Source organism: Bradyrhizobium sp. RDM12, from assembly GCF_051917485.1.
Classification (GTDB): Bacteria; Pseudomonadota; Alphaproteobacteria; order Rhizobiales; family Xanthobacteraceae; genus Bradyrhizobium.
Genome location: NZ_CM133064.1, coordinates 2,756,249 through 2,772,353, shown reverse-complemented (window position 1 = coordinate 2,772,353; position 16,105 = coordinate 2,756,249). Strand labels below are relative to the sequence as shown.

The 16,105-nt window shown below is 62.5% G+C and carries 22 protein-coding genes and 1 pseudogene; 10 read left to right on the top strand and 13 right to left on the bottom strand.

The genetic code is table 11. The annotated features are described in order from the left end of the window. Positions 1 to 12 precede the first annotated feature (12 nt). Positions 13 to 354, bottom strand: a complete 342-nt coding sequence (locus ACTGJ9_RS13455) for a c-type cytochrome (RefSeq protein ID WP_456678515.1) — start codon at positions 352 to 354, stop codon at positions 13 to 15. Between the two features lie 460 nt (positions 355 to 814). Between ACTGJ9_RS13455 and ACTGJ9_RS13450 the strand changes: the two genes are divergently transcribed. The 4 genes from ACTGJ9_RS13450 to ACTGJ9_RS13435 all read left to right on the top strand — a co-directional run bounded on the left by ACTGJ9_RS13450 (position 815) and on the right by ACTGJ9_RS13435 (position 3,582). Next, entirely contained in the window at positions 815 to 1,267 is a 453-nt protein-coding gene (locus tag ACTGJ9_RS13450) for a pyridoxamine 5'-phosphate oxidase family protein (RefSeq protein WP_456677436.1), read from the top strand. Between the two features lie 447 nt (positions 1,268 to 1,714). Then, positions 1,715 to 2,278, top strand: a complete 564-nt coding sequence (locus tag ACTGJ9_RS13445; RefSeq protein WP_456677435.1) for a hemerythrin domain-containing protein — start codon at positions 1,715 to 1,717, stop codon at positions 2,276 to 2,278. A 149-nt stretch (positions 2,279 to 2,427) separates the two neighbouring features. Then, a complete protein-coding gene (locus ACTGJ9_RS13440; protein WP_456677434.1) occupies positions 2,428 to 2,739 on the top strand; it encodes a c-type cytochrome in 312 nt (103 codons plus the stop codon). 561 nt (positions 2,740 to 3,300) lie between these two features. Next, positions 3,301 to 3,582 carry a hypothetical protein gene (locus ACTGJ9_RS13435; protein WP_456677433.1) on the top strand — a complete coding sequence of 94 codons (282 nt, stop codon included), beginning with the start codon at positions 3,301 to 3,303 and terminating at the stop codon, positions 3,580 to 3,582. Between the two features lie 242 nt (positions 3,583 to 3,824). On the opposite strand, the gene ACTGJ9_RS13430 is transcribed toward ACTGJ9_RS13435, so the two are convergent. From ACTGJ9_RS13430 to ACTGJ9_RS13400, 7 genes are read right to left on the bottom strand one after another with little or no spacing between them, the layout of a single operon-like run. After that, a complete protein-coding gene (locus ACTGJ9_RS13430) occupies positions 3,825 to 5,063 on the bottom strand; it encodes an efflux RND transporter periplasmic adaptor subunit (RefSeq protein ID WP_456677432.1) in 1,239 nt (412 codons plus the stop codon). Between the two features lie 2 nt (positions 5,064 to 5,065). After that, positions 5,066 to 6,169 carry an ABC transporter permease gene (locus tag ACTGJ9_RS13425; protein ID WP_456677431.1) on the bottom strand — a complete coding sequence of 368 codons (1,104 nt, stop codon included), beginning with the start codon at positions 6,167 to 6,169 and terminating at the stop codon, positions 5,066 to 5,068. Beyond that, positions 6,169 to 7,428, bottom strand: a complete 1,260-nt coding sequence (locus ACTGJ9_RS13420) for an ABC transporter permease (protein WP_456677430.1) — start codon at positions 7,426 to 7,428, stop codon at positions 6,169 to 6,171. Before ACTGJ9_RS13420 ends, ACTGJ9_RS13425 begins: the two co-directional genes overlap by 1 nt. A gap of 4 nt (positions 7,429 to 7,432) precedes the next feature. Then, positions 7,433 to 8,140 (bottom strand): ABC transporter ATP-binding protein, encoded by a 708-nt coding sequence (locus ACTGJ9_RS13415; RefSeq protein ID WP_456677429.1) that lies wholly within the window; start codon positions 8,138 to 8,140, stop codon positions 7,433 to 7,435. Between the two features lie 58 nt (positions 8,141 to 8,198). Further along, positions 8,199 to 8,624 carry a hypothetical protein gene (locus ACTGJ9_RS13410; RefSeq protein ID WP_456677428.1) on the bottom strand — a complete coding sequence of 142 codons (426 nt, stop codon included), beginning with the start codon at positions 8,622 to 8,624 and terminating at the stop codon, positions 8,199 to 8,201. A gap of 50 nt (positions 8,625 to 8,674) precedes the next feature. Then, the gene (locus ACTGJ9_RS13405; RefSeq protein ID WP_456677427.1) at positions 8,675 to 9,352 is read right to left on the bottom strand and encodes a methyltransferase family protein; all 678 of its coding nucleotides are present in this window, start codon (positions 9,350 to 9,352) and stop codon (positions 8,675 to 8,677) included. Continuing rightward, positions 9,352 to 9,606, bottom strand: a complete 255-nt coding sequence (locus ACTGJ9_RS13400; RefSeq protein WP_456677426.1) for a DUF2933 domain-containing protein — start codon at positions 9,604 to 9,606, stop codon at positions 9,352 to 9,354. Before ACTGJ9_RS13400 ends, ACTGJ9_RS13405 begins: the two co-directional genes overlap by 1 nt. A 256-nt stretch (positions 9,607 to 9,862) precedes the next feature. Here ACTGJ9_RS13400 and ACTGJ9_RS13395 point away from each other — a divergent pair, with 256 nt between their 5' ends. Then, positions 9,863 to 10,237, top strand: coding sequence for a DUF305 domain-containing protein (locus tag ACTGJ9_RS13395; RefSeq protein WP_456677425.1), 375 nt, complete (start codon positions 9,863 to 9,865; stop codon positions 10,235 to 10,237). A gap of 38 nt (positions 10,238 to 10,275) precedes the next feature. Here the strand turns inward: ACTGJ9_RS13395 and ACTGJ9_RS13390 are convergent, their stop codons facing one another. Both ACTGJ9_RS13390 and ACTGJ9_RS13385 read right to left on the bottom strand, forming a co-directional pair. Then, positions 10,276 to 10,788, bottom strand: a complete 513-nt coding sequence (locus tag ACTGJ9_RS13390) for a Spy/CpxP family protein refolding chaperone (RefSeq protein ID WP_456677424.1) — start codon at positions 10,786 to 10,788, stop codon at positions 10,276 to 10,278. A gap of 440 nt (positions 10,789 to 11,228) precedes the next feature. Beyond that, positions 11,229 to 12,064: pseudogene (locus tag ACTGJ9_RS13385) on the bottom strand (universal stress protein). 173 nt (positions 12,065 to 12,237) lie between these two features. On the opposite strand from ACTGJ9_RS13385, the gene ACTGJ9_RS13380 reads away from it, so the two are divergent. The 4 genes from ACTGJ9_RS13380 to ACTGJ9_RS13365 all read left to right on the top strand — a co-directional run bounded on the left by ACTGJ9_RS13380 (position 12,238) and on the right by ACTGJ9_RS13365 (position 14,435). Beyond that, complete coding sequence (locus ACTGJ9_RS13380; RefSeq protein ID WP_456677423.1) at positions 12,238 to 12,780, top strand: cytochrome c biogenesis protein CcdA; 543 nt, start codon at positions 12,238 to 12,240, stop codon at positions 12,778 to 12,780. After that, positions 12,713 to 13,000 carry a thioredoxin family protein gene (locus ACTGJ9_RS13375; RefSeq protein ID WP_456677422.1) on the top strand — a complete coding sequence of 96 codons (288 nt, stop codon included), beginning with the start codon at positions 12,713 to 12,715 and terminating at the stop codon, positions 12,998 to 13,000. Before ACTGJ9_RS13380 ends, ACTGJ9_RS13375 begins: the two co-directional genes overlap by 68 nt. Positions 13,001 to 13,025: 25 nt before the next feature. Further along, complete coding sequence (locus tag ACTGJ9_RS13370; protein ID WP_456677421.1) at positions 13,026 to 13,700, top strand: DsbA family protein; 675 nt, start codon at positions 13,026 to 13,028, stop codon at positions 13,698 to 13,700. A gap of 87 nt (positions 13,701 to 13,787) precedes the next feature. Then, the gene (locus tag ACTGJ9_RS13365; RefSeq protein WP_456678514.1) at positions 13,788 to 14,435 is read left to right on the top strand and encodes a L,D-transpeptidase; all 648 of its coding nucleotides are present in this window, start codon (positions 13,788 to 13,790) and stop codon (positions 14,433 to 14,435) included. Positions 14,436 to 14,556: 121 nt separating this feature from the next. On the opposite strand, the gene ACTGJ9_RS13360 is transcribed toward ACTGJ9_RS13365, so the two are convergent. Together ACTGJ9_RS13360 and ACTGJ9_RS13355 are read right to left on the bottom strand one after the other, a co-directional pair. Continuing rightward, positions 14,557 to 14,913, bottom strand: coding sequence for an inositol monophosphatase family protein (locus ACTGJ9_RS13360; protein WP_456677420.1), 357 nt, complete (start codon positions 14,911 to 14,913; stop codon positions 14,557 to 14,559). Further along, positions 14,910 to 15,158 carry a hypothetical protein gene (locus tag ACTGJ9_RS13355; RefSeq protein ID WP_456677419.1) on the bottom strand — a complete coding sequence of 83 codons (249 nt, stop codon included), beginning with the start codon at positions 15,156 to 15,158 and terminating at the stop codon, positions 14,910 to 14,912. Before ACTGJ9_RS13355 ends, ACTGJ9_RS13360 begins: the two co-directional genes overlap by 4 nt. A gap of 165 nt (positions 15,159 to 15,323) precedes the next feature. Here ACTGJ9_RS13355 and ACTGJ9_RS13350 point away from each other — a divergent pair, with 165 nt between their 5' ends. Then, entirely contained in the window at positions 15,324 to 15,611 is a 288-nt protein-coding gene (locus tag ACTGJ9_RS13350; RefSeq protein ID WP_456677418.1) for a hypothetical protein, read from the top strand. Here ACTGJ9_RS13350 and ACTGJ9_RS13345 read toward each other — a convergent pair. Beyond that, the gene (locus ACTGJ9_RS13345) at positions 15,604 to 15,873 is read right to left on the bottom strand and encodes a hypothetical protein (RefSeq protein WP_456677417.1); all 270 of its coding nucleotides are present in this window, start codon (positions 15,871 to 15,873) and stop codon (positions 15,604 to 15,606) included. The two genes, ACTGJ9_RS13350 and ACTGJ9_RS13345, sit on opposite strands and share 8 nt — an antisense overlap. Positions 15,874 to 16,105 lie beyond the last annotated feature (232 nt).

Below are 16,105 nucleotides of genomic sequence, written 5' to 3'. Positions count from 1 at the left end.
CTCATTCCGCAGCTATTTGCGTCCCGGCTTAGGTGGTTCCTGAATTGATTTCATGTAGTTCAAGGCTGCTACCGCATCATCCCTGTTGAAGCGGAAGGTCGGCATTGAAGGATGAATGCTGCTGTAGCCCTCCTGTAGTCGCTCCAGGAAGTCACTATCGTAGAGCTTGGTTTCGCTAAAGCTGCGAAAGGGCGGCGCTCGCCTGTTAGGACTTGCCCCGGTCCTGCCAACGGAGTGACAGCGTGCGCACATTCTTTGTAACAACTCTTTGCCATGTTGCTGTTCCTCGTCGAGCGCGCGGGCGCCGGTGCTCGACCATAGATCTATTGTCGCAAGTATCAGCAAGCATCGCATCATCGCAGTCGTTCCCGCGAAACAGTTCACCAGCGTGAGGTTGCCTTGCCGTAGACATAGAGAGCAACCAACCCGACGGTCACTGCCGTCGAGAGGATCAAGATGTTTCGATCCCAATCGACTCGCTCCTTCTCGGTTCTTCTGAAAGCCAGAGCCGAGAATAGAGCTTTCATGGCAAATCGGCGCATCGAAGCAGCCCTCCTACCCACATGATGTCGCTGCCTTTGAAAGCCAGCTTGATGCAGCTCAAAGGGTGAGCCCGTGTGGTGATCGGGCTCGCTATAGCGACAAGTATGACCGCCAAATGGCACCGCGCCTGCCGAAAGCGATTGGCGCGATTGCCCCGGGCGTATGGGCACGCTGACTGCGCCCAGGCTTCGCGGCCGTTCCTCCACACTTGACCTGCCTCAAAACGTGCCCGCTACGACGGGGCTAAACTGACTGAAATCGGAGGCGGCCAATGGACGAAATGTTCAGGCGGAAAATCCTTCGGCTTCTGGATCAGCACCGGACCACCAGGATCGCTACCGTACGACCTGACGGCTGGCCCCAGGTGACCACCGTTGGCTACGCCAACGATGGACTCGTCATCTATTTTCTTTGCGGAGCGGACAGCCAGAAGGCCGCCAACCTTGCGAGGGACGATCGGGTCTCGCTAACGGTGGACGACGATCCCGCCCGGGTGATGGACATCGCGGGTCTATCGATGGCGGCACGTGCGAAGCTCGTAACTGATCCCGCCGAATTCGAAAAAGCCTTGCGGCTCTTGATCTCGCGATATCCGAACCAGAAAAGCCTCGATCTCCCCATGCCGAAAACTTCGGAGGTCTGCGTCTTTCGCCTGACACCCACGATAGTCTCGCTACTCGACTACTCAAGGGGATTTGGACATACCGACCTTATCGCCTGCTAAAGAGCTGCGCTTCCATTAGCGCGCGCGGTTGCTCTCTCATTCTGCCTTCCGTCGCCGGAACTGCTAATCGGCATGCGGTTTTGGCGATGAAGATGCCCGCATGCGCTCGCGCGGTGTTGCCGTGGGTGCCCGACCGCGAGTTGGGACGGAAACATGTTACGCAGCATCCGAGTTGATGCCAGTCTTGCGATTCTGATCGCGTTCGCAGCATTGCCTCTCACAGTCCTCGACCACATGAGGTCGATTCAGGAAGAATCTAGGCCGAAGCAATTGATCTCGGCTTCGTGCGGCCCCGTGATGGCGTGAGGCTGGTCGCCCCCTTTGCCCGGGCGAAACTCATTTCAGCGTGCGCGGCTGCATGCTAAATTTACCAGATTTGATCTGTCGCAAAGCAGACACAGGCCAGAGGATCATTCTTTCAAACGGTTCACTCAATGGAGTGTTGCCATGATCATTGAACGCCTGTCGCAAGAGCATCGCAATATTGAGACACTGCTCGCCATCCTCGAGCGGGAACTTGAGGTGTTCGACCGCGGAGACCGTCCCGACTACGAAGTCATTCGCGCCGTACTCAGCTATTTCGAAGTCTACCCGGAGGTATATCATCATCCCCAGGAAGATCGCGTCTTTGCCAAGCTAAAAGCTCGTGATCCAGCTGCGGCTGCGAAGATCGGCGATCTAGCTCGCGAGCATCAAAAAGGGGCCGAACGCTTGCGTCGCGTCGCTCACGCGATCGACAGCGTGCTCGCGGATCGTGAGGTGCTCCGCCAAAATGTGGATACCATCGTTCGCGATTTCATCGAGCAGGAGCGCCGTCATATGATGATGGAAGATCGCGACTTCTTTCCCGCTGCGCTTAAGGCGCTCAAGCCGCAGGATTGGACGGAGATCGCCTCGGCGGTAACCGGTCTTAAGGATCCGTTGTTCAGCGATGTTGCCGAAGAGCGGTTCGATGCGCTACGCGCACATATTTTGCGACTGGAGCAGGAGGCTGCAGCCGAGCGGAAGTAACGGGAGGCGGAGCGAAAGGCGAGATTCCCGGTTATCGACGGGCCCCACACTGTTCTCTGCATGCAGATCGCCACAAGGTGGGTCCCGACTTTCCATCGTAGTCGTCGTGCCGTCTACTATCCTCGAGCCAAAGCGTTTAGAGACCTACCATGTCAAAAGCACTCAAATGCTCCTTCTTCGCATTTCTTTTGTTCGCGATTCTGGCGCAATCCGCGGTGGCCGATCCACAACACGGCAAGGACATCGCAAAACGCTGGTGCTCAAACTGTCATGTCGTCGAATCCAGCCAGACGAATGCCATCGACCATGCGCCACCATTCAGCCAAGTCGCGCGAACGCCCGAGTTCGATCAGAACCATCTCGCGTTCCTGCTGCTCAAGCCGCACCCCAATATGCCAAGCCTGTCGCTCCAGCGATCAGAAATATCGGATTTGGCCGAATACATCCGCTCACTCAAGTAAGAAAAGCCGAAACGCATCGGCGCGCTAGAGGTATGCTGCGCGTTGAGTTGATCAGGGACCTCGAGACCGAGCTCCAGAAGAGGGAGTTATTTGCAAGGCGTTCCCTCTTTCGGCTTGGCAGCACAGTTCGTGTTTCTGTCCGCTGGCTACGCAAGGACGATCTTGGTTTGCGCGGCCCTGCCGTGGTCATCATGTTTGAGGCAGGTCAAGGCTAACCGCCGGCTCGAGCCTATACTTAATTGTGTCGAATGGCATGAGCGAGCGCCGGTGCCGTTCCCGGTTGCGGAGCCTCGGACTCCTTGGGTCTTTCGACCGCGACCATGGGTCGGCTCCTAGAGCAGCTCCGCCGGCCCGTTCGGTAGAACTACGGTCGGCCCTGCCGGTTGGACCGCCGAAGCCCTGAACTCAACGAAAGTGGAAATCGGCCTCGGCGCTCCTTCTGGAAGCCGGGGCTGACTGGCATCCGGGCGGTGCAAGCCGGGGCAACCGGCTGTGGCGGGCGAGGCCCGTCTGCCGACTAACAAAAGGGCGCAATCGGGGGCACTCGAGCAGGAGAATCGTATGATGTCCGCCAACCTTCACACAGACGACCTCGCTGCAGTCGTGCACTATGCACTCGAGACCACCCGGGCCACGATGGTCTGCCCTTTCCATGAGGAGGTGGTCATCCGCGTGGGTGACGATGCCGCCGAGAGCCATGCCTTCGAACGCGCCAAACAGATCGTTAGGAGCGATGGCGAGACCTGGCCATCGGACGCTCTCAGGGAAGAGTTCGGCCGTCAGCTCGGCACCGCCGTGGACGGTCGGTGCCCGGAGTGCGATCGGCACGATCCGCACGACTAGCTGTGCGCGGAGCAGGTGCTGCCGCGGAGCCACCGCTCGTTCAGGTCGCTAAAAGCGAGCGCAGCCAGGCCGGTCTCAAGATCGCCCTCTCGGCGAATGGCTGCAGGATTGGACGCGCTCGGCATAGTGGTGCGAACAGCGACGGCCACTGGACCGGATGCGGCGTTCTGCGTGCACGATGGCGCCGAGGAACGCTATATCGCGATATGCTACTACAACTTGGATATCTTATACACTTCTACTTATGGTGCGCCTCGCTGCGCAATCCTGCTTCCGTCGGCAATTCGGTCGCTCGGATGTACGACGACCTGATCCCCCTCAGTCAATCCAGACATCACCTCGGCGAACCGATTGTTGCGGTGACCAATCTGAACTGGCTTGGCCCGCGCACGGCCGTTCTCATCGGCAAAAACGGCCCATTGATCACCCTGTCGGAATAGGGCGCTTACCGGCACAGCCACGACGCCCTGCGCGCTCCAAGTGGTCACGTGGACGACCACACGGTAGTCGTGTCCCAGTTGCGACCACGCCTGGGGCGGGTCACTGAAGTCGATGGTCACACGTACCCGCTGTTCCTCGATGCCGAGCGCCGAGATCTTGAGGAAGCCGGCGGGATCCACACGCGCCACCTTACCCGTGATCGGCGCCCCGCCCCAGCCGTCGATCCAGACCGGCGCGCCGACCTTGATCTGGACGGCGTCGGTCGAGAGTAGGTCAGCCACGACCTCCAGATCGAGAGGGTTGCCGATGTCGATGAGCGGCGTACCGGGCAGGACCGTTGCCTCGCTGTCCTGGATGATCTTCAGGACACGTCCGCTCGCCGGCGCGAGCACCCGGACGCAGCAGGTCGGCTCCGCTGATGGCGCGGCGTTGGCTGGGTCCATCAATCGGGCAGCCAGGCTGGTACGCACCGCGCGACGCATATCGACCTGGGCCTTCGCGCTTGCCAGCGCCGCCTCGTTAGTGGCTACGTCAAACTTTGCTTTGTCGAAGGCCTGGGCCGAGGTGGACTGCGTCCGCAAGAGCGTCTGCGCCCGCTGAAACTCGGTCTTGGAGAAGTCCAGCGCAGCCTGGATCCGCTGCACCTCGGCTTCCTGCTGCTGGATGGCGGCGTCCGCGGCCAGCACCTCGGCCTGAAGCTGGTCGCGCGAGCGCACGTCGATGAAGCCCGGCAATGTCGGCTGCATCAGGGCGATGACGGTCTGGTTGGCGACGACCTCGTCGCCGACGTGAAGCGACGGGCCCTGCTCGCCGAGCGGATGCGAAATCCTCAGGACCTTTCCTGCGATGGGCGCCGAGACCGTGTAGACGTGGCGAACGTGGGTCTTGCCATCATCGTCCGCCGTGACCTCGATCGGACCTTTCGCGACGGTCGCGAGATCGACGAGAACCGGCCGGGGCCAGGCGAACCAGGCCAGCCCTCCCGCGATCGCGGCTAAGGCCGCAGCGCCGATGATACGTTTGGTCCACTTTGCCGGCATGGCTAGTCTCGCGTCTTGAGGACCGCGACGAGGTCCAGTTTGTCGATGCGTTGGCGGATGACCGCTGCGGAAGCGATGGCGGCCAGCACCACGACGGAAGTGGCGACCACGTAGGTCGAGTGCTCGACGACGAGGCGGACGCGCATCAGTTCGCCGGCCAGGTTCGTCTTCATGATCCACGCCAGCCCGTAGCCCATCACCCAGCCGGGCGGCTGTGCGATCAGGGTGAGGATCGCGAGCTCCAGCAGCAGGATGCGCAGCACCTCGCCGCGCGTGAAGCCAAGCACACGCAGGCTGGCCAGCTCCCGCGCCCGTTCGGAAAGCGATATCCGGGCATTGTTGTAGACCACCCCGAACGCGATCACGGCGGCGAGCCCGGTGTAGATGCTCGCCATCGTGGTGATGAGCAGCGCAACGGTCTTGCGGAAGTTCGCCAGCGATACGCGCTGCAGCGCGACCCCACCGACCGTCGGCATGGACTTCACCGCCGCGTAGAAGTCCTCCTTGCGGTTCTCGTCGAGGCTAAGGTTCACGCTGTTCACGACGGGCGCCTCGCGCAACAGCTTGCGGAGCGCCTCGATGTCCATCATGCCCCTGATGCCGAAATAGTCCTCGACGGTCGCCACGATCGGCACGCCGACCGTGCGACGGGCGCCCTCCAGCAGATCGAGCTCGACAGTGTCGCCGGCCCGTACGCCGAGGATGTGACCGAGCATGGCGGAGATGGCGAGGCCGGTCTCCCGAAGTGCGACCGGCCGGAGGTCGGCGTCGATGATGCGCCGCAGATCGGCACCGGCGGGCCGGCCGCTGATCGTGATCCGACGCTCCAGGTTGCCATGGCGGATTCGGACGGGCAACTCGCGGAACGGCTCGGCCGTCAGAACGCCCGGCAGGCGGTTCACCTGCTGCACGACGTTCTCGATCCGCTTCTCGGCGAAGCCGATGGTCGCATCCTGTCGATCGGCGAGGAAGTACGTCACGTCGATCAGTTGCTCCATGGTGTCGCGCGTGAACAGCGAGACGACCAGGATGGCGGTTGCCAGCGCCATCCCGAGCGTCGTGAATGCTGCCCTAACCGGATGGCGGGCGATGTTGCGGATCATCATCAGCGTGGGCTGCGAGACGATCTGATCGAGTTGGACGCTCGCCGGGAGCAGCCGCCGGTACACAGGAGGGCCGGCGGCTGCATCGCGACGGCCGGCGGCAGCTTCACGACCTCGCGAAGCGTCCGCAGCGCGCCGATCGCTGCGGCGGCTGCGCTGAGCGCGCCGGCGGTGACGTACAGATCCGGCGCCTTCGCGAACACCAGGAAGGGGAAGTGGAAGAAATCCCCGAACAGCGCGGTGACGCGATATCCGAGCCACGTGCCGACGACGCCGCCCAGGATGACTCCGATGATGACGATCAGCGCCACGAACTTGAAATAGTGCAGCACAATGCTGCTGTCGGCGTAGCCCAGCGCCTTCAGGAGGCCGATCTGCTCGCGCTCGAGCGCGACCAGCCTGGTCAGGGTGAGATTGACCAGGAACGCCGCGACCAGCAGGAAGATCGGCGGCAGCGTGCGGCTCATATTGTTGAGCATATCGAGCTCGTGGTCGAGCCAGGCATGCGAGGTCTGATCCTTCCGGCCGTGAGCCGCCTGCCCGCCATAAGGGTCGAGCAAGATGTCGAGCCGCGCGATCACCTCGCGCTCGGAGGCGCCACGCTGCAGCTTGACCGACACGGCCGAGAAGGCGCCGTCGAGATCGTAGACGCCGGCGAGCGCCTTTTCCGACATCCAGACGATGGCGTAGCGCCGGTCGTCCGGCATCAGGTCGCCCGGTCCGACTGTGTAGACGAACTCCGGGGACAGCGCGGTGCCGACGATGACGAGCTCGCGCTTCTTGCCGTTGAGGATGGCCGAGAACCGCGCCCCTTCCGAGAAACCGTGAGCCCGAGCGAACGGCTCGTTGACGACGACCTCCTCGGCCCGCCCCGGCTCCGGAAGCCGTCCGGAACGCACGTAGAGGCGATTGAGATGCGGCTCGCTGTTGTCTGGTAGCGAGAGGAACCGCGCGCTGGCGGGCTCGGAAAACCCAGGAATGTCGAGCAACGCCGGCTTGGCGATGCGGGCGTCGACCGCGGCGACGCCCGGTATCTCGCCGATCCTGTCGGCGAGCGCCTTGGGCGCCCGCTTGGCCTCCGCGAACACGTCGCCGAAGCCGTAGCGTTCGTAGTACGCGATCCGGGTCTCCTCCAAGGAGCGATGCGAGCCGACCGCGAGCACCAGCGTCGCGACGCCGCCTCCGACGACCAGCGCAACGGCAAGGACCTGCGCCCAGAGCCGCCTGACGTCCCGGAACAGCTTGATGTCGAGCGCGCTCATGCAGTCACCAGGTGAGCTCGGCTGCTTCCCGCCGGGCCTCGTTCTTCCGGACACGGGCGATCCGGCCGTCGGCGAAGAACAGCACCCTGTCCGCGACCTCTTGGATGCTGGCGTTGTGGGTGATGATGACAGTCGTGGTCCCGAGTTGCCGATTGACGCCCAGCAGCGCTTCGATAACGCGAATGCCGGTTTTCGAGTCGAGCGCGCCGGTCGGCTCGTCGCACAGCAGCACCGCCGGCCGCTTTGCGATCGCGCGGGCGATGGCCACCCTCTGCTGCTCGCCGCCGGAGAGTTGGGCGGGAAAGTGGTGCATCCGCTCTTCGAGGCCGACCAGCGCGAGGGCCTCGGCAGGCCGCATCGGGTTCTTGGCGACTTCGGTGACGAGCGCGACGTTTTCGTAGGCCGTGAGGCTCGGTACCAGATTGTAGAATTGGAAGACGAAGCCGACGTGATCGCGGCGATATTTCGTAAGCTCGCGGTCCTCTAGGTCAGTCAGATCCAGATCGCGGAAGAACAGCCTGCCGCTGGTCGGCCGGTCGAGACCGCCCATGATGTTGAGCAACGTCGTCTTGCCGCTGCCGGACGGGCCGAGCAGCACGACCACTTCCTTCTCGGCGATTTCGAGGTCGACGTCGTTGAGCGCATGCACCATCACCTCGCCGGAGACGTAGGTCTTCGTCAGTCCCTTCGCGGTGAATACGGCCTCGCTCATGGCTGCCCTTTCGAAAAGGGATTGTCGGCCGGACCCGCCGCTCCGGTATTGACGTAGGTCAGAATTTCGAACGGAGCTCCGGAGCAACCGCGGATTCACGGACGAATGTCGCGATGCTCGCCGCCCAAATGAGCGCCAAGCCGAGCAGGACCCACTTGAAATCGGAATGGATCATGAAGTTGACGGCGGCCATCAGCCCGATCGAGAGCCCGCCGGCGATTCCGGCGCCGGCCGCAGCGACTGCCTGACGGCTGCGGAAGGATGTCCACGCCAGCGTGAGCGCGAGCACTCCGGTGGCCGCCACGTAGCCGCCCATCACTTGAAATACGTGGGTAAGCCACGATGTCAGCCTCGGCCCGATCGACTGCAGTTCGGCTGGGGTCAGGTTCATGTACCGGATGTCCTCCGGCAGCAGCGCAGGCCGAAGGAAAAGAAAGTAGGTGCCGACTCCGATCAGCAGGACGCCGGAGGCCGCCAGGAGCATCGATGATGGACGCCAGCGATCGAATGTCTCGCGCATCGCGACCGCCCCGGTCAGCCGTGGTGAAGACTGCTGCCCGACGAGCCCGGACCGAGAATCCGACTCAGGCGCGGAATGAAGCCCGGGACTTCCGCGGCGTACTTAGCGTAGACCTCGCCGAACTCGGATCTGGCGTCCAGCTCCTCGTTCTTCGCGAGCTTCACGTACATGATCGTCAGCACCGGGAACATCGCCAGCGTGAGGACTGTCGGCCACTGCAGTAGGAAGCCGAACATCACCAGGACGAATCCAACGTACTGCGGATGGCGGACGTAGCTGTACGGCCCGGTGGTCGCCAGGCTCCACGTCTGCTGCGCGTCGTACAGGACGCGCCAGGCAGCGGAGATCAGGATGAACCCCGCGCCGATGAAGATGAAGCTCAGGATGTGGAACGGTCCGGCGTGCGGATTGGCCTTCCAGCCGAACATCATCTCGAGCAGGTGGCCGGCGTCGTGGGAGAACCAGTCGACGTTCGGGTAGCGCGACTGCAGCCAGCCCGAAAGGAAATAGATGGTGAGCGGGAAGCCGTACATCTCCACGAACAGCGCGACCAGGAACGCGCTGAAGGCGCTGAAGGAGCGCCAGTCGCGGGAGGTCTGCGGCTCGAAGAAGCTGTAGGCGAATAGGATAAACACCGCCGAGTTGACGATGACGAGGCTCCAGAGGCTGTAGGCGGGCGCGGTATCGTGCATCACACGTTCCTCGAATCGTTTGGTCTGCCGCCGCCGTGATGGTGGCCGTGTCCTCCATGCATGAAGAAGTGCATCAGCGGACAGGCCAGGAGCGGCAACCAGATCAGCAAGCCGATCACGTGAGCCCTGTGCTCGGTGAAGAGGAGCGCGCTGGCGATGGCCAGAAATCCCAGCAGGACCATGCCGGCCTTGGCTTTGGTGGACATGCCCTCCTGGGGGTGCTCTCGATAGCCCGGTTGATCCTGTACGGACATCGGCATGCTCCTATGCTTTTGGAGAGCTTAGGCGCGCCGTTGCCATCATTGTTGAGCCAGATCAACCGGAACTCTCTGGTCAGGAACTTTCGCGTGCGCGCTCCATTGCTCCCCGATGAACCAACCGGAGCGCCGGCGATGTCCTATGCCCGTTTCGCTGCGATGATCGCGGTTTCGACCATCGTCATGTACGGACTGATGTACCTGAACACGTGGGCCCTCGATCACGTGTTCTTCAGTCGAGACCCGCGCCTGGATGGCCCTGCTGATGGGAGCCGTGATGGCCGTCATCATGTTCGGCTTCATGTGGAGCATGTACAAGGACTCGAGGACGAACGCGACGATCGTGCTGGCGGCAGCCGTTGCGTTCGCAGGGTCCCTGTGGCTGGTGCGGAGCCAGGAAACGGTGGGCGACGTCTCCTACATGGAGTCTATGATTCCGCACCACTCGATCGCTGTCATGACGAGCGAACGGGCTCATATCAAGGATCCTAGGGTGCGCAAGCTTGCTGACGGGATCATCGAGGCCCAGGTCCGGGAGATCGGCGAGATGAAGCAACTGATCGCCGATCTCGAATCCAAGCCGACGCCGGGCGACGCGAAGGACCTGCCTGCCCGACCGGCGAAATGAGGAATGCTGCGCTACTCGGTCGGCTTGGCTGACCGAGGCTATTTCGGCGGCTTGCCGCCCGGCATTCCCATACCCGTCGTAGCGCCGCCCCGCATCGCCGACATCATCGGCATCATCCCCATCTGCGGCGCCAGCAGCTCGTCTGTGGCCCTCTTCTGCTCGTCGGAAAAGCTACTGACGAGGTTGGCAAGCGCCGACTTCATCGCACGGGTGCCTTCGAGGCGCGCCGCCAGCCATTTTTCCTGGAGCGTCAGCTTTTGGATGAGGTCCGGCGATCCGGTGCTCTGTTGCGCCATCATCATCGAATCGCGCACCTCTCCAAGCGTCTTGGCATTGGTCCGCAACGCGTCGGCGAACGCGTTCCAGGCGGACTGCTGTGCGTCGGTGATCTTGAGCTCGGTCCGGAGGAACGCAACGCGGCCCTCGACGTAATCGATCGTATCCATGCCGCCCATGCCGTCGCTGGACTGGCGCATCATGCCCATCATCCGCATCATGTCGGGCATCTGCATGTTGCCGCCCATCATGTTCATCATGCCGCCGCCCATCATGCCTTGCGAGGGGCCGGTGCCGCGGGGCGCCTCCGAAGGCGTGGCGGGCTTCGCGGCCGGCGCTTCCTTCTGATCCGGATGATGGCCTTCATGTTCGGCAGGAGATTGCGCAAGTGAGGGACTGCCTAGGATCGAAAGCAGCAGGGCTGCCGCAAGCGCGGGGCGTCGCATCGTGGTCCTCCTGAATTGGCGTTTAGCGCTAATGTGGCGACGTGTCGGCCGACGCGGGTTGACTCAGGTCAAACACAGGTGCGGTCGCGTCGACCCGAAAGGGGTTTGCTGCTTGAGATTCTTCAAAACAGATCCCGCCGCTGCGGCCAGCAGCCAAACGAGAGACCGGCGGGTCATCGGAAAGTGTCCCATAGCGAACTTCCTTTCACTTGACCGTTCAGGAAACTGAAGGCCCCACCCTGCGGTAGCTTGGCCGGTTGCCGATCGGTTCAGTGCGACAACACCACGGGAATTGGCGGCCTCGTCAGTATGCTGCGGGTCGCGCCTCCCAATATGAACTCTCGGAAGCGGGAATGACCATACGCCCCCATGACGAGCAGATCCGCCCTGCGGGAAGCTATATGAGCCGCGAGAACATCGCCGATGGCCCGTCCCGCAGCGTCGATCTCCTCGACGACCACATCGATGCCATGACGCGAGAGATTCTTCGCAAGTTCGGACGACGAGCGCCGGCTCGTAATCGCCTTCTCGTTGGTCACCGTGAGAATAAACACCTCCGTGCCTTCTCCAGGATCGGGATCGCATCGGAGACGGCTCGTGCCGCCGCGCGGCTGAAGTCCCACGCAACAATCACCCTATTAAGCTCGGCTTCCTTGGAGGAGGTGGCCTCCGGCAGCACCAGCGTCGGTCTTCCCGAACCGAAGATAATCGCTTCAGCGTACCATTGGTCGTAGGATTCCGGCACCGGCACAATGGTGAGATCGCGCAGCCGAGCATAGTCCACCAAGAGGTCCGGGACCTCGGACGTCAGGCAACGCTCGAGAATGATCTCGTTCAGCAGCCCCGATTTCGTGGTGGCCCCTTCAAAAGTCGCCAGCAGATCCTGCGCGTTTTTCCTGCTCTTGTGAGCTTCGCCGGCCACGATTGATCCGACATTGCCGGCCCCGGACAGGAAAGTCCCCGGTACCTGCACATGGACTTCACAAGAGATCGCCGCGATGTGCGCGGCAAATGGTGAGATCAGCGATACGGCGCGGTCGATAACCGAAACCGGCGTCGGTTCCGGATAGCTGGTCAAGGTGAGCAGAACGTCCCTGATGGCCATCGCGTGTCTCCGAAATTGCGATGTTGATATGGTATCAGCACCGAGTCCGGCTCGATTGATCTAGGTCAGAACGTCTCCGGTCCGGCCCCTGCCATCAGACTTCTGAATCGCCGGCCTGCGCCACGACCTTGCGTCCGCCGAGTTGACCCAAATCAGGCGACGTGATGCGCGGCATGGCAGCCCTCTTTCTGTTCGGCGTCGGCATGGGCGTGCCGCTTCTGGTCTTCGGAGCGTTGGGACCGCGGTTCCTGCCGAAGCCCGGTCGCTGGCTCGTTCGCGTCAGGCATGCCTTCGGCTTCATCCCGCTCGCCGTCACGATCTCGATCTTCTCTCGCGTTCTGTCGCAGCAGACCACGCTGCAGCTTTGGGGCGCGCTCGCGACAGGTGTCTCCGTCTATCTCGGAACGCAATTCTTGATGATGCACAGTCGATGGCGCTTCGTGTCCATGGGCTTGGCGAGCATCGCGCTCTTGATCGGGTCGGTCCTGATGATCGGATCGGCAGGCGACGACAGTGTCAACGCGACCAGCATTCTCGATCGGTTCGTGAGCCGCGAGACCGGACCCGAAGCCCCCATCCGAACGATCAGATCGGTCGCCGCCCTGGACGACGAACTCGCCGCGGCCCGACACGGACCGAAAGCCCGTCATGCTCGATTTCTCCGCCGAGTGGTGCGTCGAATGCAGGGTGATGGATGCCGTCCTGCGCAGACCTGAAGTCCGCGCGCGGCTACAGAACTTCAGAATGGTGCGCGCCGACGTCACCGCCGTCGACGGCGCGAGCCGAGCCCTGATGAAGCGCTTCGACATCGTCGGGCCTCCGACCATTCTGCTGTTCGGTGCGCTCGGAAGCGTCGATCCGACGGTCAAAATCGTCGGCGCGGTCGATGCCGACGCCCTGCTCGGAAAACTGTCGGCGGCAACCTCGGCCGACTGAGCTCAACTCCCAAAAGGAAGACAACATGCTTCAGCACGTCTCCAGACGCACGCTCGCCCAATTGATCGCCGTCGCGGGCCTCCGCTACCTGGTCGGCCCCGCGCGCGCCGACGACGCTCCCAGCGAAGCGGACATCTCGCGCGAAGCCATCCTCTACGATCCGGCCGCGCCGACCGCCGGAAACCCGAAGGGAGATCTGACCATCGTCGCCTTCTTCGATTACAACTGCCCCTTCTGCAAACAGGCGGAGCCCGAGCTCGAGCGGCTGGTGAAGACCGACGGCAAGATCCGCCTCGTCTACAAGGACTGGCCGATCCTGACGCCGGATTCCATCAGAGGTGCGCAGTGGGCGCTGGCCGCGAAATATCAGGACCGCTACGAAGCCGCGCACTTCGCGATGATGGGAATTCCCGGACCGAAGATTCCGGTCGAGCGTATGCGTGAAGCGATCGCGAAGTCCGGGGTCGACATGGATCGTCTCGATGCCGATCTGAAGGCCCACGGCGACGACATCACCAAGCTCCTGCGACGCAACCTTGCTCAGGCCGACTCGCTGGGGCTGATGGGCACGCCCGGCTACATCGTCGGCCAGTACCGAGTGACGCAGGCCTTGAACTTTGAAGGCTTCAAGCGCGTCGCCGCCGACGCGCGCCCGCACAGCAAAGAAGTGAGCAACGGAGCCGCTCTTAAGCCTGCTTAGGCTGCAGATCGAGCTGGCCCGACGTGGGCCGACTGACCCAAGGATTTAACATGACGCTTCGAAAGCAATGGGCTGTGTGCCGTGGCGATGCTTCTGCCGGCGGTGCTGGCGGGCTGCGTCTCCGACGCCGACTTTATGCCGAAGGCCGCGGCCGCGAGCTACGCACCGACGTCCGACCCGCGATATGGCGCGGTCTCGGACGGCGCCTACACCGTTGCGGCTGTTCCTGCCGGCGACCTGAAGACCCGTTACATGCGTCAACTCGTCGACGATCCCACCGGGCAGCCTGCCGGGACCGTCGGACCCGAAGAACCGATTCCTCTATCTGATGCAGGAGGGCGGCAAGGCGCTGCGCTACGGCGTAGGCGTCGGCAAGGCCGGTATGGCCTGGTCGGGTACCGTCGATGTAGCGATGAAACGCGAATGGCCGCATTGGACGCCCACAAGGACATGATCGCCCGCGAGCCGGACAAATACGTCAAATGGGCTCGGGGCATGGAGGGTGGCGCGCAGAACCCGCTCGGCGCCCGCGCTCTCTATCTCTTCAAGGACGGCAAGGACACGCTGTACAGGATTCACGGCACCAACGAGCCATGGTCGATCGGCCAGGCAATGTCCTCCGGCTGCATTCGCATGATGAACCAGGACGTGATCGACCTCTACCGACGTGTGCTGTCGGGAGCCAAGGTCATGGTGCTTCCAGCGGGCGGCGAGACCGCCGCCTCCGGCGGATGATTTTCAGATCCGGGCCGTGTCACCACGGGCACGGGCTGCGGCTGCGTCGTGCATACCTTGCAAGGGCCTTACCGAAGCCGGGGACGTCGAACCGAAGCGATGCGAAAAACGGCCGAAGGAGCTAGATCGCTTCGACCGCCGCCTTCAACTCGCTGCGGACCTTCTTCGCGATGCTGGCCAAGGATGCGTTCTGAATGGCTTGCATCGACGCGACGGGGTCCACGGCGGCGACCTCCGTCCCACCATCGACCTCCTGAACGACCACGTTGCACGGAAGCATCGTCCCGATCTTATCTTCGGCCTTCAGCGCTTCGTGGGCCATCTTCGGATTGCAGACACCGACCGGGTCGTGGATCGCGCCGAAGTTGGTTTCGCCCTTGGCGACGCAGGCGAACATCGTGCCGAACACAAAGTTCTTCGTGCCGTCGATGGGGTCGACCACGAAAACCAACCCTTCGGTGGCGACCTTGCCGATCAAGCTCGGATCGCGGGCTGCCGCCTCCTCTCCGACGACGATGGCGTTTGGAAAAGCCAGGATGGGCGGTCGGTAATCAGCTTCTCCGAGGCTTCGTCGGCCTCGCTGACCACGTCGAAGGCCGACGTCTTCTGCGAAACCACGTTCCTGATTAGACCGGAAAACCGAGGCATCAGCTCAGATTTGGTGACCCCTTCGAGGAGAGCGCCGATGGGCTCAACAAGGGTGTGCGAATTCAACGTTTTCATCGTCCAGAGCCTCGTGTCCCTTCGTCCCGGCCATCCCGCCTTTCAGTCTTCAGGTCCGCACTCGTAGCTAGTCCAATTGCCGTCGGTCGAGCCTCGAAACGAGACGCTCTCTCGCAAATTTTCCAACGATGCCGCGACATCGACGAAGCGCCCGGAGCGCGAATCATGACCAACAATGATGCAGCGACCAGCGAACGTCGCATCGTCCTTCCGCCACTCCCGCTCATCTGTTCCGGCATCTGCTGCGGTAAACAGAACATCTCCCCCGGGAGCGCGAAAGCAGATCCGATCTCACCACCCAACCGATGCTGCAAGGCGAGCATCGACGGTGCGATCAGGAATTCATCGATCGAACGATGCTCCGGATCGATCTCGATCGCACATACCTTATTCAACGCCTTCGCTGTCTCCGACATCTCGATGGAGGTCCAGCGCACCATCTGCGTCACATGATCTGGATTGACCCGCGCGCCCCGCGCTCCCCTGTATCGAGTCTGCGGCCGACGATGAGCCCAGGCCCACCGATGGGCTGGGACCCACCGAGAACGAATGCAGCTCCGTCTGCGGCCGCGGCAGCCAGCAGGACGTCGCCGCGCGGAAGCCTGAGCACAGGGGTCGGCCTCTCGCCGAACAACATGTTCGTAGCCCTACTGACTGAGTGCACGTCGACTACCTTGACCGTCTTTGCCGCCGGGTCGATCAGAACTGCCTTCATCGAGACACCTCGTTTTGCTTCACGACATGCGGTGAAGCGTAGGAGCAAGATACGATCGCCGCACGTTCAGCGAAGGTCAACCAGACCGAAGCAGAAAGTAGCGGAGAACGTCTGCCGCCGTCATACAATGCATCCGAGAGTGCTGGCATTTGTCACGCCGTTCGAGTGGTGCCGTCGCTTTCCTGAAGGACGGCGCCGTTTACGCGTCCACCGAGCGCGTCGTCTTCGAGAT

Excerpts from the sequence above, each read along its gene's own strand:
- ACTGJ9_RS13455 (WP_456678515.1), bottom strand. The coding sequence starts at position 354 with ATGCGATGCTTGCTGATACTTGCGACAATAGATCTATGGTCGAGCACC.
- ACTGJ9_RS13450 (WP_456677436.1), top strand. The coding sequence starts at position 815 with ATGGACGAAATGTTCAGGCGGAAAATCCTTCGGCTTCTGGATCAGCAC.
- ACTGJ9_RS13445 (WP_456677435.1), top strand. The coding sequence starts at position 1,715 with ATGATCATTGAACGCCTGTCGCAAGAGCATCGCAATATTGAGACACTG.
- ACTGJ9_RS13440 (WP_456677434.1), top strand. The coding sequence starts at position 2,428 with ATGTCAAAAGCACTCAAATGCTCCTTCTTCGCATTTCTTTTGTTCGCG.
- ACTGJ9_RS13435 (WP_456677433.1), top strand. The coding sequence starts at position 3,301 with ATGATGTCCGCCAACCTTCACACAGACGACCTCGCTGCAGTCGTGCAC.
- ACTGJ9_RS13430 (WP_456677432.1), bottom strand. The coding sequence starts at position 5,063 with ATGCCGGCAAAGTGGACCAAACGTATCATCGGCGCTGCGGCCTTAGCC.
- ACTGJ9_RS13425 (WP_456677431.1), bottom strand. The coding sequence starts at position 6,169 with ATGATGATCCGCAACATCGCCCGCCATCCGGTTAGGGCAGCATTCACG.
- ACTGJ9_RS13420 (WP_456677430.1), bottom strand. The coding sequence starts at position 7,428 with ATGAGCGCGCTCGACATCAAGCTGTTCCGGGACGTCAGGCGGCTCTGG.
- ACTGJ9_RS13415 (WP_456677429.1), bottom strand. The coding sequence starts at position 8,140 with ATGAGCGAGGCCGTATTCACCGCGAAGGGACTGACGAAGACCTACGTC.
- ACTGJ9_RS13410 (WP_456677428.1), bottom strand. The coding sequence starts at position 8,624 with ATGCTCCTGGCGGCCTCCGGCGTCCTGCTGATCGGAGTCGGCACCTAC.
- ACTGJ9_RS13405 (WP_456677427.1), bottom strand. The coding sequence starts at position 9,352 with ATGCACGATACCGCGCCCGCCTACAGCCTCTGGAGCCTCGTCATCGTC.
- ACTGJ9_RS13400 (WP_456677426.1), bottom strand. The coding sequence starts at position 9,606 with ATGTCCGTACAGGATCAACCGGGCTATCGAGAGCACCCCCAGGAGGGC.
- ACTGJ9_RS13395 (WP_456677425.1), top strand. The coding sequence starts at position 9,863 with ATGGCCCTGCTGATGGGAGCCGTGATGGCCGTCATCATGTTCGGCTTC.
- ACTGJ9_RS13390 (WP_456677424.1), bottom strand. The coding sequence starts at position 10,788 with ATGATGGGCGGCGGCATGATGAACATGATGGGCGGCAACATGCAGATG.
- ACTGJ9_RS13380 (WP_456677423.1), top strand. The coding sequence starts at position 12,238 with ATGGCAGCCCTCTTTCTGTTCGGCGTCGGCATGGGCGTGCCGCTTCTG.
- ACTGJ9_RS13375 (WP_456677422.1), top strand. The coding sequence starts at position 12,713 with ATGCTCGATTTCTCCGCCGAGTGGTGCGTCGAATGCAGGGTGATGGAT.
- ACTGJ9_RS13370 (WP_456677421.1), top strand. The coding sequence starts at position 13,026 with ATGCTTCAGCACGTCTCCAGACGCACGCTCGCCCAATTGATCGCCGTC.
- ACTGJ9_RS13365 (WP_456678514.1), top strand. The coding sequence starts at position 13,788 with ATGCTTCTGCCGGCGGTGCTGGCGGGCTGCGTCTCCGACGCCGACTTT.
- ACTGJ9_RS13355 (WP_456677419.1), bottom strand. The coding sequence starts at position 15,158 with ATGAAAACGTTGAATTCGCACACCCTTGTTGAGCCCATCGGCGCTCTC.
- ACTGJ9_RS13350 (WP_456677418.1), top strand. The coding sequence starts at position 15,324 with ATGACCAACAATGATGCAGCGACCAGCGAACGTCGCATCGTCCTTCCG.
- ACTGJ9_RS13345 (WP_456677417.1), bottom strand. The coding sequence starts at position 15,873 with ATGAAGGCAGTTCTGATCGACCCGGCGGCAAAGACGGTCAAGGTAGTC.